Annotated in this window: 13 protein-coding genes; 9 read left to right on the forward strand and 4 right to left on the reverse strand. The window is 67.1% G+C overall.

The annotated features are described in order from the left end of the window. The first annotated feature begins 171 nt into the window (after nucleotides 1-171). From A5730_RS12980 to ag85C, 7 genes are all read left to right on the forward strand, one after another. Nucleotides 172-603: an MmpS family transport accessory protein gene (locus tag A5730_RS12980; RefSeq protein ID WP_067900676.1), complete on the forward strand. Its 432-nt coding sequence runs from the start codon at nucleotides 172-174 to the stop codon at nucleotides 601-603. After that, nucleotides 600-3518 carry an RND family transporter gene (locus tag A5730_RS12985; RefSeq protein ID WP_067900678.1) on the forward strand — a complete coding sequence of 973 codons (2919 nt, stop codon included), beginning with the start codon at nucleotides 600-602 and terminating at the stop codon, nucleotides 3516-3518. The genes A5730_RS12980 and A5730_RS12985 overlap by 4 nt, the downstream gene beginning before the upstream one ends. Nucleotides 3519-3542: 24 nt before the next feature. Continuing rightward, the gene (locus tag A5730_RS12990) at nucleotides 3543-4040 is read left to right on the forward strand and encodes a metallophosphoesterase (protein ID WP_067900682.1); all 498 of its coding nucleotides are present in this window, start codon (nucleotides 3543-3545) and stop codon (nucleotides 4038-4040) included. A gap of 57 nt (nucleotides 4041-4097) precedes the next feature. Continuing rightward, complete coding sequence (locus tag A5730_RS12995) at nucleotides 4098-4556, forward strand: MarR family winged helix-turn-helix transcriptional regulator (protein ID WP_067900685.1); 459 nt, start codon at nucleotides 4098-4100, stop codon at nucleotides 4554-4556. Beyond that, nucleotides 4556-5386 carry an ATP-binding cassette domain-containing protein gene (locus A5730_RS13000; protein ID WP_067900688.1) on the forward strand — a complete coding sequence of 277 codons (831 nt, stop codon included), beginning with the start codon at nucleotides 4556-4558 and terminating at the stop codon, nucleotides 5384-5386. The genes A5730_RS12995 and A5730_RS13000 overlap by 1 nt, the downstream gene beginning before the upstream one ends. After that, nucleotides 5376-6194 (forward strand): ABC transporter permease, encoded by an 819-nt coding sequence (locus A5730_RS13005; protein ID WP_067900689.1) that lies wholly within the window; start codon nucleotides 5376-5378, stop codon nucleotides 6192-6194. Before A5730_RS13000 ends, A5730_RS13005 begins: the two co-directional genes overlap by 11 nt. Nucleotides 6195-6381: 187 nt before the next feature. Continuing rightward, the gene (gene ag85C, locus A5730_RS13010) at nucleotides 6382-7413 is read left to right on the forward strand and encodes a diacylglycerol acyltransferase/mycolyltransferase Ag85C (RefSeq protein WP_067900692.1); all 1032 of its coding nucleotides are present in this window, start codon (nucleotides 6382-6384) and stop codon (nucleotides 7411-7413) included. 37 nt (nucleotides 7414-7450) lie between these two features. On the opposite strand, the gene A5730_RS13015 is transcribed toward ag85C, so the two are convergent. From A5730_RS13015 to A5730_RS13030, 4 genes are all read right to left on the reverse strand, one after another. Next, nucleotides 7451-8161: a YoaK family protein gene (locus tag A5730_RS13015; protein WP_067900695.1), complete on the reverse strand. Its 711-nt coding sequence runs from the start codon at nucleotides 8159-8161 to the stop codon at nucleotides 7451-7453. Between the two features lie 64 nt (nucleotides 8162-8225). Next, entirely contained in the window at nucleotides 8226-9575 is a 1350-nt protein-coding gene (locus A5730_RS13020) for a maltokinase (RefSeq protein ID WP_067900697.1), read from the reverse strand. Further along, nucleotides 9568-11346 (reverse strand): maltose alpha-D-glucosyltransferase, encoded by a 1779-nt coding sequence (gene treS, locus A5730_RS13025; protein WP_067901088.1) that lies wholly within the window; start codon nucleotides 11344-11346, stop codon nucleotides 9568-9570. Before treS ends, A5730_RS13020 begins: the two co-directional genes overlap by 8 nt. A 121-nt stretch (nucleotides 11347-11467) precedes the next feature. Continuing rightward, nucleotides 11468-12517 (reverse strand): S1C family serine protease, encoded by a 1050-nt coding sequence (locus A5730_RS13030; RefSeq protein ID WP_067900700.1) that lies wholly within the window; start codon nucleotides 12515-12517, stop codon nucleotides 11468-11470. A gap of 142 nt (nucleotides 12518-12659) precedes the next feature. On the opposite strand from A5730_RS13030, the gene A5730_RS13035 reads away from it, so the two are divergent. Together A5730_RS13035 and A5730_RS13040 are read left to right on the forward strand one after the other, a co-directional pair. Further along, nucleotides 12660-13076 (forward strand): TIGR03668 family PPOX class F420-dependent oxidoreductase, encoded by a 417-nt coding sequence (locus tag A5730_RS13035; RefSeq protein WP_067900703.1) that lies wholly within the window; start codon nucleotides 12660-12662, stop codon nucleotides 13074-13076. Between the two features lie 131 nt (nucleotides 13077-13207). Then, entirely contained in the window at nucleotides 13208-15367 is a 2160-nt protein-coding gene (locus A5730_RS13040) for an elongation factor G-like protein EF-G2 (protein ID WP_067900706.1), read from the forward strand. The last annotated feature ends 4 nt before the right edge of the window (nucleotides 15368-15371 follow it).

The following is a 15371-nucleotide window of genomic DNA, read 5'->3' on the forward strand; positions in this document are numbered from 1 at the left end:
CAGGGGTATGGTATAACTAGCTTGTGAGTGGGCGCGTGTCCCGCGGGTATCGGGTCGCGCATGACTTGCCGAGGGTGCCTGGCGGCCCCAAGGTGCAGGCCGAATGGCCCTATCGGGTGCGGCGAGGCGCGCGTAATCCGTAGCGAAGAGACTGAGCGAAAGGAAACGTCAGTGTCCACGTTTCTCCGACGGGCTTGGGTGCCGTTCGTCGTCGTGGCGGCGGTCGCCCTCGGCGTCGTCGCCGTCGACCGGCTCCGCGGGGTGTTCGGCTCCGACGCAATCTTCACCGCCACGGGCACCAGCGCCGAACCGCTCGAGCCCACGCACATCAAACGGGTGACCTACGAGGTGTACGGGCCCAGCGGCACAACGGGAAGCGTGAGCTACCTGGACAAGAACGCGCAGCCGGAACAGGCGGACTTCACCAACCTGCCATGGACCCTCACGGTAACGACGACCGTGCCGGCCGTCATCGCCAGCCTGGTGGCGCAAGGCAACAGCGACGACATCGGGTGCCGCATCACCGTCAACGGTGAGGTCAAGGACGAGCGGTCCTCAGCCGGGCGGCACGCGCAAACCTCCTGTTTGGTCAAAGCCGGATGAACACCGAAACCGACGCCCGGCCGAGGTTCATGCGATTCGTCCGCAGGTTCGCCGTGCCGATCCTGCTGGCGTGGCTGCTGCTGACCGTGGCCCTCAATGTGCTTGTGCCACCGATCGAGTCGGTCGCGCGCAACCACGCGGTGACGATGTCGCCGCAGGACGCGCCGGCAATGGTCGCCGCCAAGCGCATCGGTGCCACCTTCCACGAGTCGGATTCCGACAGCATCGCGATGATCGTCCTGGAGAGCGACAAGCAACTCGGTGACGAGGCGCGCCACTATTACGACGGCTTGGTGCGCAAGCTGCAGGCGGACCCCAAGCACGTCCAACACGTGCAGAACGTCTGGGGTGACCCGCTCACCGCCGCGGGCGTCCAAAGCCGTGACGGCAAAGCCGCTTACGTACAGCTCAACCTGGCGGGCAACCAGGGCAGCACACTGGGGAACCAGTCCGTCGACGCGGTGCGGCAGATCGTCGAAAAGTCGGATCCCCCGCACGGGCTCAAGGTCTATGTCACCGGCCCCGCTCCGCTGACCACCGACATGAACGAGGCCGCCGACAAGAGCATGTTCAAGATGATGGGCGTCACGGGTGTGGTCATCATGATCATGCTGTTCATCGCCTATCGCTCGATCAGCACAGTGCTGCTGGTGCTGGTGATGGTCGGCTTCGAGATGGGCACGGCGAGGGGGCTTGTCGCGCTACTGGGGAACACCGGCCTGTTGGGGTTCTCCACGTTCGTCGTCGCTATGTTGTCGTCGTTGGCGATCGCGGCCGGAACCGACTACGCGATCTTCCTCATCGGCCGGTATCAGGAGGCGCGTCAGGCCGGTCAGGATCGAGAGACCGCCTATTACACGATGTTTCGCGGGACGTCGCACATCATCCTGGGCTCGGGCTTGACGATTGCGGGAGCCACCTTCTGCCTGCACTTGGCGCGGCTGTCCTACTTCAAGGCGCTGGGCATACCTTCGGCCTTGGGTCTGCTCGTCGTCGTCGCTGGAGCGATGACCGCCGCGCCGGCCGTTGTGGCGGTGGCCAGTCGGTTCGGCCTGCTCGACCCGAGACGGATGATCAAGACGCGCGGGTGGCGCCGCATCGGCACCGCCACGGTGCGCTGGCCAGGCCCGGTTTTCGCGGCCTCGCTGGTCATCGCCATCGTCGGCATCCTGATCATGCCGAGCATGAAGGTCAGCTACAACGACCGCTATTACATACCGAGCGGACTGCCGTCGAACGTCGGATACGCCGCCGCCGAGCGCCACTTCAGCGCCGCCACAATGAATCCCGACATCCTCATGATCGAGAGCGACCACGACATGCGGAACAGCGGCGACATGATCATCCTGGACCGGCTCGCCAAAGAGGTCTTCGCCTCCCCTGGCATCGCGATGGTGCAAAGCATCACCCGGCCGCTGGGTGGCCCGATCGAGCACACGTCAATACCGTTCCAGATCAGCGCACAATCGATTCCGATCCGGCAGAACATCCAGTTCATGAAGGACCGCACCGACGACATGCTCAAGATGAGCGACGACCTCGGCGCCATGATCTCGTCGATGCAGCGGATCCAGGGCCTGGTCGGGCAGATGAGCGGCGCCACTCATCGCATGGTCGGCGACATGCACGAAATGCAGGCCACCCTCGACGAGATGCGCGACCACCTGGCCGACTTCGACGATTTCGCGCGGCCGTTCCGCAGTTATCTGTACTGGGAACAGCACTGCTTCAACATCCCCGTGTGCTGGGCCTCGAGGTCGGTGTTCGAGGCTATCGACGGCGTGGACAAGTTCAGCGAGAACATGAGGACGCTGATCAACGACGTGAGCAATGTCGACGCCATATTGCCGCAGCTGCTCGCCCAGTTCCCACCGATCATCGCCGTCGCCCAATCGATGCAGGGGACGCTGCTCACCATGCACAGCAGCTTCTCCAGCCTGGTCACGCAGATGTCGCAGATGACCGACACGGCGAGCGCGATGGGTCAGGCGTTCGACGCCTCCCGGAGTGGCGACTACTTCTACCTGCCGCCGGAAGCGTTCCAGAATCCGGACTTTCAGCGCGGCCTGAAACTCTTCCTGTCGCCGGACGGGAAGGCCGCGCGCTTCATCATCACCCACGACGCGGATCCGGCGACACCCGCGGGCATTTCGGCGGTGCTGCCGGAGCTGGCCGCCGCGCACCATGCAGTGAAGGGGACGAACCTCACCGGTGCCAAGTTCTACCTGGCCGGGACGGCAGCCATCTATCGGGATATCCAGTCGGGCTCGCATTACGACCTGCTGATCGTGGGGCTGGCGGCGCTCACCCTGATCTTCGTCGTCATGCTGATCATCACCCGTGCGCTGGTCGCATCGGTGGTGATCGTCGGCACCGTCCTGCTGTCACTGGGCGCCGCCTTCGGGCTCTCGGTATTGGTGTGGCAACACCTCTTAGGACTCGAATTGAACTGGATCGCACCGGTATTCGGACTGATCATCCTGCTCGCGGTGGGATCCGACTACAACCTGTTGCTGGTGTCGCGATTCCAGGAGGAGATCGGCGCCGGACTGAGAACCGGCATCATTCGCTCGATGGGCGAGACCGGTGGCGTCGTCACCTCGGCCGGCCTGGTGTTCGCCTTCACGATGATGTCGATGGTCGCCAGCGACCTACGCTCAATCGGCCAGGCGGGCAGCACGATTGGCCTCGGCCTGCTGTTCGACACGTTGGTCGTGCGCTCGCTGATGACGCCGTCGATCGCGGCGCTGCTGGGGCGGTGGTTCTGGTGGCCGATCCGCGTGCGCCCGCGCCCGGCCAGTTCCATGCTCCGGCCCTTCGGTCCGCGTAACCTCGTCCGTTCCCTTCTGCTGGGAGAGCGGGCCGATGCGCGGACCAGCGAGCCCGATAAGGCGATGGCGTCGAGGACCAGCTGAGAGCCGCTGGCGCAAGATGGGACTGTGCGGCTGCTGCTGATATCCGACACCCACGTCCCGAACCGCGCTCGCGACCTGCCCGCACGGGTCTGGGAGGAGGTCGAGGCGGCCGACGTCGTCCTGCACGCGGGCGACTGGGTGGTGCCCGAACTGCTCGACGAACTCGACAGCCGTTCGGCCCGGCTCGTCGCCTGCTGGGGAAACAACGACGGCCCGGCGCTGCGGGCCCGGCTCCCGGAGCGCGCGGACGTCACGCTGGCCGGGGTGCGTTTCACGGTGGTGCACGAGACCGGTGCCTCGAGCGGCCGCGAAGCCCGGATGTCGCGGCTGTACCCCGACACCCAGGTGCTGGTTTTCGGGCATAGCCACATCCCGTGGGACACCACCACCGCGACCGGGTTGCGCATGCTCAATCCGGGTTCGCCTACGGATCGCCGCCGCCAGCCGTTCTGCACCTATATGACGGCCCGCGCCGAGGACGGCGCCCTGTCCGACGTGATCCTGCATCGCCTTCCGAAGTAGCGGGTACATACCTTCTGCACAGCTTGCGCACATAAATAGCTCGGCTACAGAGGTATTATGGGAGAAGTGAAGGAGAGTACCGATGTGGTCACCGACGTGTTCCGCGTCGTCGGCCGATTCCGTCGCCAATTGCGGCGGTCGGCCGGCCGCGGCTTCGACTCGTCACGGCTCAGCGAATCGCAGTCCGAGCTGTTGTGGCTGGTGGGCCGGCAGCCCGGGATCTCGGTCAACGCCGCCGCCGCCGAGCTCGGGCTGGCGCCCAACACCGCCTCCACTCTGGTCTCCAAGTTGGTCGCGGGCGGGCTGCTCCTTCGGTCCGTTGGCGACACGGACCGCCGGGTCGGGCGGCTGCACCTCGCCGAGCCCGCCCAGCAGATCGTCGACGCGTCTCGCGCCGCGCGGCGAGCGGTGCTGGCGGAGGTGCTCGCCGAGCTCGAGGAGGATCAAATCGAGTCGTTGACAAGGGGATTGGAGGTCATCGAGACGATGACCCGAACACTGCAGGAGCGACGATGATGAGCGCAGCACTGCCGATGGCGATCGACGCCAGGCACTTGAGCTACCGGTATGGCCACTTCACCGCGGTCAACGACGTGACGTTGCAGGTGCGGCCCGGCGAGACGATGGGCCTGCTCGGCCCGAACGGAGCCGGGAAAACGACGATGGTCCGCATGCTCACCACGCTGGCACCGGTGCAGCAGGGCGAACTGCGCGTCTTCGGGCTGGACGCCCGCCACCAGACGACGGACATCCGCAGCAACATCGGCTATGTCCCGCAACAACTCTCGATCGAGCCCGCGCTGACGGGCCGGCAGAATGTCGAGTGGTTCGCGCGGCTCTACGGCGTGCCGCGGGCCGCGCGGTCCGATCGCGTCGAGCAGGCGCTGGCGGCCATGGACCTGCTTGACGTGGCCGACCGGGTGGCCGCCGCCTACTCCGGCGGCATGGTCCGCCGCCTCGAGGTGGCGCAGGCGCTGGTGAACCGCCCGTCGCTGCTCGTCCTGGACGAACCCACCGTGGGACTCGACCCGATCGCGCGTGACGGCGTCTGGACGCAGGTGCAAAAGATGCAGGCGCAGTTCGGCATGACCGTGCTGTTGACCACCCACTACATGGAAGAGGCCGACGCGTTGTGCGATCGCGTGGCGCTGATGCACCGGGGCGAGTTGCGGGCGGTCGGCACACCGGCCAAGTTGAAGTCGACGGTGTCGCCGCGCGCGACCCTCGAGGACGTCTTCCGCCACTACGCGGCGTCCGGCTTGGCGGACGAGCAGGCGTCGTCGGACTCGGCGGGTTCGTTCGGCGAAATCCGTTCGGCGAGAAAGGTTGCGCGTCGTGTCGGTTGATAACGCGATGCCCACACCGCTGGTGCGCGCACCCCACGGGTGGCAGCGGGTCGGCGCCCTGTTCAGCCGGATCGGTGCGTTCGCCATCGTCGAAATGCAGAAGCTGCAGCACGACCGGACCGAACTGGTCACCCGGATGGTGCAACCGGCGCTGTGGCTGCTGATCTTCGGGACCACGTTCAGCCACCTGCACGTCATCCACACCGGATCGGTGTCCTACCTGGCCTTCCTGGCGCCGGGGATCATCGCCCAGTCGGCGCTGTTCATCTCCATTTTCTATGGCATCCAGATCATTTGGGACCGCGACGCCGGGGTGCTGGCCAAGCTGATGGTGACGCCGGCGCCCGCGTCGGCACTGATCACCGGCAAGGCGTTCGCGGCCGGCGTGCGCTCGGTCGCCCAGGTGGTCGGCGTGATGGCGTTGGCCTACCTGATGAACGTCGGTCTGACGGTCAACCCACTGCGGATCGTGGCGGCGATGGCGGTGGTCATGCTCGGCGCCGCATTCTTTGCCTGCCTGTCGATGACGCTGGCCGGTCTGGTGCGAAACCGGGATCGCCTGATGGGAATCGGGCAGGCGATCACGATGCCGTTGTTCTTCGCCTCCAACGCGCTGTACCCGGTTGACGTGATGCCGACCTGGCTGCACGTGCTGAGCAGGGTCAACCCGCTCAGCTACGAGGTCGACGCCCTGCGGGGTCTACTCATCGGCACGCCGTTCAACCCGGTGGACGTCGTCGTGCTGGTGGTCGCGGCCGTGCTCGGAATCGCCTCGGCCTCAACGCTATTGCGCCGCCTCGTCGCCTAGTTATCGCCTCGATAGCCGATCGTGACCGATCGGCAACGATTTCCGGCCGACGCCCAATCGTTAGCCAACCGCGATGTGAAGCTGCGGCCCTGACAAGCGATTTGCGCCCTCTCCCCGTGTTTGACTGCCCAGCGAACGGATTCGACCGCGGCACGCGGCAGATGAAAGTTGGGATGGGTAGAGAGCTATGAAGTTCTTCGGAAAGTTGCGTGGCGCCGCGGCAACCATGCCGCGCCAACTGGCGGTCGCGGCTATGGGGGCTGCCCTGATGTCCGGCCTCGTCACCGCCGCCGGCGTATCGGCCACCGCGGGCGCGTTCTCGAAGCCGGGTCTGCCGGTGGAATACCTGGACGTACCGTCACCGTCGATGGGCCGCAACATCAAGGTCCAGTTCGAAGGCGGCGGACCGCACGCGGTGTACCTGCTCGACGGGCTACGGGCCCAGGACGACTACAACGGCTGGGACATCAACACCCCCGCCTTCGAGGAGTTCTACCAGTCCGGCCTGTCGGTGGTTATGCCGGTCGGCGGCCAGTCCAGCTTCTACAGCAACTGGTACCAGCCGTCGTCGGGTAACGGGCAGAACTACACCTACAAGTGGGAGACGTTCCTGACCCAGGAGATGCCGCTGTGGCTGCAGGCCAACAAGCAGATCTCACCGACCGGCAACGCCGCGGTGGGCCTGTCGATGTCCGGCGGCTCCGCCCTGATCCTGGCCGCGTACTACCCGCAGCAATTCCCTTACGCCGCTTCGCTTTCGGGCTTCCTCAACCCGTCCGAGGGCTGGTGGCCGACGCTGATCGGGCTGGCGATGAACGACTCGGGTGGCTACAACGCCAACAGCATGTGGGGACCGTCGACCGACCCGGCGTGGAAGCGCAACGACCCGATGCTGCAGATTCCGCGGCTGGTCGCCAACAACACGCGGATCTGGGTGTACTGCGGCAACGGGACACCCAGCGACCTGGGCGGCGACAACATGCCGGCCAAGTTCCTGGAAGGCCTCACCCTGCGCACCAACCAGCAGTTCCAGAACAGCTACGCGGCCGCCGGCGGGCGCAACGGGACGTTCAACTTCCCGGCCAACGGGACGCACTCGTGGCCGTACTGGAACCAGCAATTGGTCGCGATGAAGCCCGACATTCAGCAGGTGCTGCTGGCCAGCAACACCACGGCACAACCGGCACCACCGGCGCAACCGGCGCAGCCGGCCGCCTGACCCCCGAGCAGCATCGGCAGTAGCGCACCGGTCAGCGCTACTGCCGATGCTTTTTCTCGGACCGTTCCATCAACAGGGCGCGCCGGTCCTGGTGGAAGTACGTGTACCCGGTCGTCACCGCGCATAGGGACGTGGCCATCACCAGCATCCAGGTCCCGTTGACGACAACGCTGATGAAGCCGCCGACGGTCGCGCCCACCACGAAGCTGGCGAACAGCAGAAAGTAACCGAGCCAGTCCGACACATTTCCACCACCAGCGATGTGGCGCTCGATGCCCTGGCCCATCTTGACGGTCGTGCCGGTCACATAGCTCAACGGCACCGAAACCTCGCCATCCTTGACAAAAGAGGTGTTCAACGCCCCGGTACCAAACGCCAGCAGCATCATCGGCAAGAAGTCGACGAGATTCTCCTCCCACCCCTCATCGAGCACGTCGACCACGGTGGCGGCCGCCAAACTGAAGGTGGTCAGCACCGTCGGGCCGTGCGGATGGTCTACCCAGAAAAAGCGCCGGCACAGCGACGCAACGACCACGCCGGCGACGAACACCGCGATGAGGAGCCCGGCGCTTACGGCCAGCCACCCATCACCGGTGAAATAACCGAGCACGGCCCGTTGAGCGTTGCCGGTGATGAAAACCACGAAGTAGCCCGCGGAGTGGGTGAACGAGATCGCGCCCACCACACCGGCCAGCCCCGCCAGCACCCACGACAGTCGCGCCTCGCTATTGAAAATTTCGCTTGCCACGCTGACATGCTGTCAGAGGCTCGCCGACCCCGCAGGGGACGCATAGGAAACTCCTATGCTGCGCCTATAAGCCGGTGAGCCGGGCGATGGATCGCAGCGGAATCGGCAGCCAGCCGGGCCGGTGGCGCGCCTCGTAACCGGCTTCATACACCGCCTTATCGAGTTCGTAGGCGGCCAGCAACTCTGCCGAATCCCGCGGGTCCGTCCCGGAGGCGGCGGCGTAGCCCTCGCAGAACGCGGTCCGGTTGCGCTCGATCCACTCCCGGGCCCGGGCGGCCAGTTGCTTGTCGGTCGCCTGATCCACCAACTGCCCGTACGCGGCGTACTCGAAGGACCGCAGCACACCGGCCACGTCGCGCAGCGGCGAATCCGGCGCCCGGCGCTCGTCGAGCGGCTGCCCCGGTTCGCCCTCGAAGTCGATCAGCAGCCAGCTCTCGGGGGTGCGCAGCACCTGACCGAGGTGCAGGTCGCCGTGCACCCGCTGGACGGTGATCGCCTCGCCCGCGAGTTTGGCGAACCGCTCCTCGATGGTCGTCGCGTACTCCTGCAGCTCGGGAACCTTCGCCACCGTCGACGACAGCCGCGTCAGCACGGTGTCGGCGGGGAAGGCCGACTGCGCCGTTCCGAGCGATTCGGCCAGGGTGGCGTGCACCGACGCCACGGCTTCGCCGAGCCGGAAGGACTCGCCGGCGAAGTCACCGCCGACTTCGTGGGCGTACAGGTCACCCTCTGCGAACAGATCGCGGACGCTGGCGGTGGCCATCGCCCAGCCCTCGGCGGCGTTGGCCGCGAACTCGGTCACCATGCCCAGCGGCCACGCCGCGTCGGGGGTGCCCGCCGAGCCGGGCATCTCGTAGGTGCCCAGCAGCCGGGCCACGTGCGGGTTGCCGGCGCGGCCCAGCACCCGATTCAGCTCGATGTCGGGGTTGATGCCGCTGCTGACCCTGCGAAACGCCTTGAAGATCGCGTCCCGGTCGAAGATGACGCTGGTGTTGCTCTGCTCGGCGTCGGAGACGTGCGGCATGGCCTCCAGCGGCAACCCCACGTCGGGTTCCTTGACGAACCGCACCTCGGTACCCGACGAACCGCGCACGGCCGACGCGTCGATCAACGACAGCAGGAATTTCGGCGCATCGGTGTCGTACAGGGCGTCGAAGCCGGTGCGGTCGCCGGCGGCGCCGATGGTGGCCACGGTGCTGTACTCGGACACGGGCGCGGCATCCCATCGCACGATCACCTGGTAGCGCTCGGACGAACCGTCGGCGTAGTGCGCGTCGACCAGGACCAGGTCGAGGTCGTCCCGGAGCGGGACGATCACGGCGGCTTCGGCGGAGGTCAGCTCCCGGTTGCGTCCGGCGTACCACCGTTGCTGTGGGAGCCAGTCCGACCACGGCAGTTTGGCTGGGTCAGTCACGCGAGTCCTCCTCACATGCGGTCAGCTGGAACCAATAGAACCCGTGCCCCGGCAAGGTCAGCAGGTAGGGCAGGTGCCCGATCCGCGGAAACTCGACGTGGCCGGTCAGTTCCACCGGCGTGCAACCGCTCCAGTGCTGCAGATTGAGTTCGATCGGCTGCGGGAAGCGCGACAGGTTGTTGACGCACAGCACCGTGTCGCCGCCGTCGCGCACCTGGCGCACGAACGCCAGCACCGACGGGTTGGAGCCGCCCAGCTCCTCGAACGAGCCGATCGCGAAGGCCTCGTGGCGGCGCCGCACGGTCAGCATCATGCGGGTGAAGTTCAGCAGCGACGTGGAGGTGTCCCGCTGGGCCTCCACGTTGACCGCCTGGTAGCCGTAGACCGAGTCCTGGCTGGCGGGCAGGTAGAGCCGGCCGGGGTTGGCCTTGGAGAACCCGGCGTTACGGTCCGGCGTCCACTGCATCGGGGTGCGCACACCGTCGCGATCCCCCAGCCAGATCACGTCGCCCATGCCGATCTCGTCGCCGTAGTACAGCACCGGCGAGCCGGGCAGCGACAGCAGCAGCGCGGTGAACAGCTCGATCTGGTTGCGGTCGTTGTCCAGCAGCGGCGCCAGCCGGCGCCGGATTCCGACGTTCGCCTTCATCCGCGGATCCTTGGCGTACTCGGAGTACATGTAGTCGCGCTCTTCGTCGGTGACCATCTCGAGCGTCAGCTCGTCGTGGTTGCGCAGGAAGATCCCCCATTGCGCCATGTCGGGGATCTCCGGCGTCTGCGCCAGGATCTCCGAGATCGGAATGCGCGATTCCCGGCGAACCGCCATGAAGATGCGCGGCATCAGCGGGAAGTGGAACGCCATGTGGCATTCGTCGCCGCCGGTGCTGGTGTCGCCGAAGTACTCGACGACGTCGGCCGGCCACTGATTGGCCTCGGCCAGCAGCACCCGGCCCGGGAATTCGTCGTCGATCACCTTGCGGACGCGCTTTAGGAAGGCGTGCGTCTCGGGCAGGTTCTCGCAGTTGGTGCCTTCGCGCTCGAACAGGTAGGGCACGGCGTCCAGCCGGAACCCGTCGATGCCCAGGCCCAGCCAGAAGCGAAGCACGTCGATCATGGCTTCCTGCACGGCCGGGTTGTCGTAGTTCAGGTCCGGCTGATGTGAGAAGAACCGGTGCCAGTAGAACTGGCGGCGCACCGGATCGAAGGTCCAGTTGGACTCCTCGGTGTCGACGAAGATGATCCGGGCGTCGGTGTAGCGCTCGCTGGTGTCGCTCCAGACGTAGAAGTCGCCGTACGGGCCGTCCGGGTCGTGCCGCGACTCCTGAAACCAGGGGTGCGACTCCGACGTGTGATTCATCACCAAATCGGTGATGACGCGGATGCCCCGCTCGTGTGCGGCATTGAGCAGCGCGACGAAATCCTCGACCGTGCCGAACTCGGGCAGCACCTTGTAGAAATCCCGGATGTCGTAACCGCCGTCGCGCAGCGGCGAGTCGTAGAACGGCGGTAGCCAGATGCAGTCGATGCCCAGCCACTGCAGGTAGTCCAGGCGCGAGAGCAACCCCCGCAGGTCACCCGAGCCGTCGGCGTTGGCGTCGAAGAACGCCCGGACCAACACCTCGTAGAACACGGCGTGCTTGAACCACGTCGGGTCGGTGGGCAGGGCGGCGGCGTTGTCGAAGTCATCGGAGTCGGGGTGCTCGACCACGCCGTCCTGAACGTGACTGCCCCCCGCGGGATGGTGCTCGACAGCTTCTCTTGCGTCGTTCATCAAATCCACGATGCCACGGGTACCCGAGGCGCGACATTCGAAATCACGCCCATGCACATGCCGCGAAATACGCCCGCTGGCAAGCCATTTGGCCGCCAGTCGGGGGTGATCGGCGCGGGCGTCAGGCCGGAGGTCCGTCCGCCAGCGTCACATTCGTGGTGCGGTCGCCGCCACCGGCGGAGCGGTAGTGGACCGCGATGTTGTCCCCGGGGTGGTGCGGGACCAGCACGTCCGTCATCGACGTGGCCCCGGTGATCGCGACGTTGTCGACGCCGGTGATGACGTCACCGGGTGAGATCCCGGCCGACGCGGCGGGGCCGCCGGTGACCACCCGCTCGACGCGCGCGCCGTTGCCGTTGCTGTCGGTCACGCCCAGGCCGAGGAAGGCGGTGGGACCGATGTGCACGGTGTTCGAGCCGGCGCCCGAGCGGATCTGGCCGGCCACGCCCATCGCCCGGCCGATCGGGATGGCGAAGCCCTGCCCGCCGCCCGACATCTTGTAGTTGTCGGTGGCGGCGGTGTTCACGCCGACGACCTGCCCGGCGTTGTTCACCAGCGGGCCACCCGAATCCCCGGGCCGGATCGGCGTGTCGGCCTGGATCAGGCCGCCCAGCGACTCGTTCGCGCCGGTCAGGGTGTCGGTCGCCGAGACGGACTGGTTGAGCGCGATGACCTTGCCGGACACGGCGCTGGGCGTTCCGCCCTGGCCGCCGGCGTTGCCCATCGCGACCACCGGCTCGCCTACCGAGACCCCGCCGCCGATCGCGGCGGTCGGCAGCCCGGCCGCCCCGCGAAGCTGCAGCACCGCGATGTCCTGGCTGCGGTCGTAGCCGACGACGTCGACGGCGTACGTCTGCCCGTTGCCGACGTCGAACGCGCTGATGTCCGTCGCCCCGGAGATGACGTGGTTGTTGGTCAGCACGACGCCGTTGGGGTCGATGACGATGCCGGTGCCGGCGCCCACCGCGTTGTTGTAGCCGAACTTGGTGTTGATGTTGACCACCTGCGGCCCCACCTGGCCGGCCAATGCCGCCGGGTCAAGGGGAGCCTGCGGCGCGGTGAACGGCGACGCGGCCGCCGGCACGGTGCCCAAACCGAGGCCCAGTCCGACCGCCGCCAACACGCTGACCAACCATGACCACCAGACGGAGCGGTGGTGCGATTTGCTCATCCCGTCACCCTTCCTGCGTCGCGGTAACACCAAGCTGCCCCGGCCTTGCGATTCTGGGCGGCACAATTGTCTGTATATAACCGTAATGCAGGTAGCTATTCATGGCAGTGGCTAGGTTGCGTTCCGCGCCTAGGCTGACACGGTGGGCGAATTCGACCCCCAGGCCAGGTTCAGCCAATCCCCGGTGGCCCGACTGGGCACGATCACGCCCGACGGTCTCCCCCACCTAGTGCCGGTGGTATTCGCGGTAGCCGGGGATTCGCCCGACGTGGTGTACACCGCCGTCGACGCCAAACCCAAGACGACGCGGCGGCTGCGCCGGCTGGCCAACATCGAAGAGAACCCGCACGTGAGCCTGCTGGTCGACCACTACGCCGATGACTGGACGCGGTTGTGGTGGGTTCGGGCCGACGGTGCGGCCACCATCCACACCGGCGGCGCGGCGACGGCGGCGGCATATCGGCTGCTGCGCGCCAAATACCCCCAGTACCAAACTGTTCCGCTGGACGGGCCGGTGATCGCGATCGCCGTGCGCCGCTGGTCGAGCTGGCACGCCTGACGGCCGGCGCAATTGTGGCCGTCCCGTGGCCTTGTGTTGGGCCGCGGTTGGGGGAAAAGTTGCTTGTGGCCCTGTGAGCTAGCGCACACCGCGCCGGCGCACGGGCGATGGCGGAGAACTGGAGGAACGGCATGGCGGACAAGGCGAATGCTTCCCAGGGCGCAGCGGCCGCTCCCACCGCGAACGGTCCCGGCGATGTGCGCAACATCGTCCTGGTCGGCCCGTCGGGCGGCGGCAAGACCACCCTGGTCGAGGCGCTGTTGGTCGCCGGCGGGGTGCTCACCAGGGCGGGCTCCGTCACCGACGGCAGCACGGTGTGCGACTACGACGACGCCGAGATCCGCCAACAGCGGTCCGTCGGGCTGGCCGTCGCCTCGCTGGCGCACGACGGCATCAAGATCAATCTGGTCGACACCCCCGGGTACGCGGATTTCGTCGGCGAGCTGCGGGCCGGCCTGCGCGCCGCGGATTGCGCGCTGTTCGTGATCGCCGCCAACGAGGGCGTCGACGAGCCCACCAAATCGCTGTGGCAGGAATGCGATCAGGTCGGCATGCCGCGCGCCGTGGTGATCACCAAGCTCGACCACACCCGCGCCAACTACTCCGAGGCGCTGGCCGCCGCGCAGAATGCGTTCGGCGACAAGGTGTTACCGCTGTACCTGCCGACTCACCTGCCGTCCTGTGAAGGCCTGATCGGGTTGCTGTCGCAGACCCGGTACCAATACGCCGGCGGCAAGCGGACCATGCAACTGCCCGACCCGTCCGACGCCGATCGGATCGAGGAGGCCCGCGGCACCCTGATCGAGGGCATCATCGAGGAATCGGAGGACGAGTCGCTGATGGATCGCTACCTCGGCGGTGAATCCATCGACGAGGCGGTGCTCATCGAGGACCTGGAGCGGGCCGTCGCCCGCGGGTCGTTCTTCCCGGTGATCCCGGTCTGCAGCAGCACCGGCGTCGGCACCCTGGAATTGCTGGAGGTCGCCACCCGCGGATTCCCGTCGCCGATGGAACACCCGCTGCCGGAGGTGTTTACGCCGCAGGGCGCCACCCACGCGACCCTGACCTGCGACCCCGACGCGCCGCTGCTGGCCGAGGTGGTGAAGACGACGTCGGACCCCTACGTCGGACGGCTCAGCCTGGTCCGGGTCTTCTCCGGGACCATCAGGCCCGACACGACGGTTCATGTGTCGGGCCATTTCGCGTCGTTCTTCGGCGCGGTCAACGGGAACGGCCACACGCATCCCGACCACGACGAAGACGAACGCGTCGGAGTGCTGTCCTTCCCGCTCGGCAAGCAGCAACGCCCCGCCCAGGCCGTGGTCGCGGGCGACATCTGCGCGATCGGCAAGCTCAGCCGGGCCGAGACCGGGGACACCCTTTCCGACAAGGCCGAGCCGCTGGTGCTGAGACCGTGGACGATGCCCGAGCCCCTGCTCCCGGTCGCCATCCAGGCGCACGCCAAGACCGACGAGGACAAGCTGTCGGTGGGGCTGGGCCGGCTGGCCGCCGAGGACCCCACGCTGCGGATCGAGCAGAATCAAGAAACCCACCAGATCGTGTTGTGGTGCATGGGCGAGGCCCACGCCGGCGTGGTCCTCGACGCGCTGGCCAACCGGTACGGCGTCACCGTCGACACCGTGGAACTCCGGGTGCCGCTGCGAGAAACGTTCGGCGGCAAAGCAAAAGGGCACGGCCGCCATGTCAAGCAGTCCGGCGGCCACGGTCAGTACGCGGTGTGCGACATCGAAGTGGAGCCGCTGCCGGAGGGCTCCGGATTCGAGTTCCTCGACAAGGTGGTCGGCGGCGCGGTGCCCCGGCAATTCATCCCGAGCGTGGAGAAGGGTGTGCGCGCGCAGATGGAAAAGGGCGTGCACGCCGGCTATCCCGTCGTCGACATTCGGGTGACCCTGCTCGACGGCAAGGCGCACAGCGTGGATTCGTCGGACTTCGCGTTCCAGGCGGCGGGCGCGCTGGCGCCGCGGGAGGCCGCCGCGGCGACGAAGGTCAGCCTGCTCGAGCCCATCGACGAGATCTCGGTGCTGGTGCCCGACGACTTCGTCGGCGCGGTGATGGGCGACCTGTCGGGTCGCCGCGGTCGCGTGCTGGGCACCGACACCGCGGGCAACGAACGCACGCTGGTCAAAGCCGAGGTGCCCCAGGTGGAGTTGACGCGCTACGCGATCGACTTGCGGTCACTGGCCCACGGGGCCGCGTCGTTCACTCGTGGCTTCGCCCGCTATGAACCCATGCCGGAGGCCGCGGCCACCCGCGTGAAGGCCGGCGTCTGAGGCG

The organism is Mycobacterium sp. ACS4054 (genome assembly GCF_001667275.1).
Lineage (GTDB): Bacteria > Actinomycetota > Actinomycetes > Mycobacteriales > Mycobacteriaceae > Mycobacterium.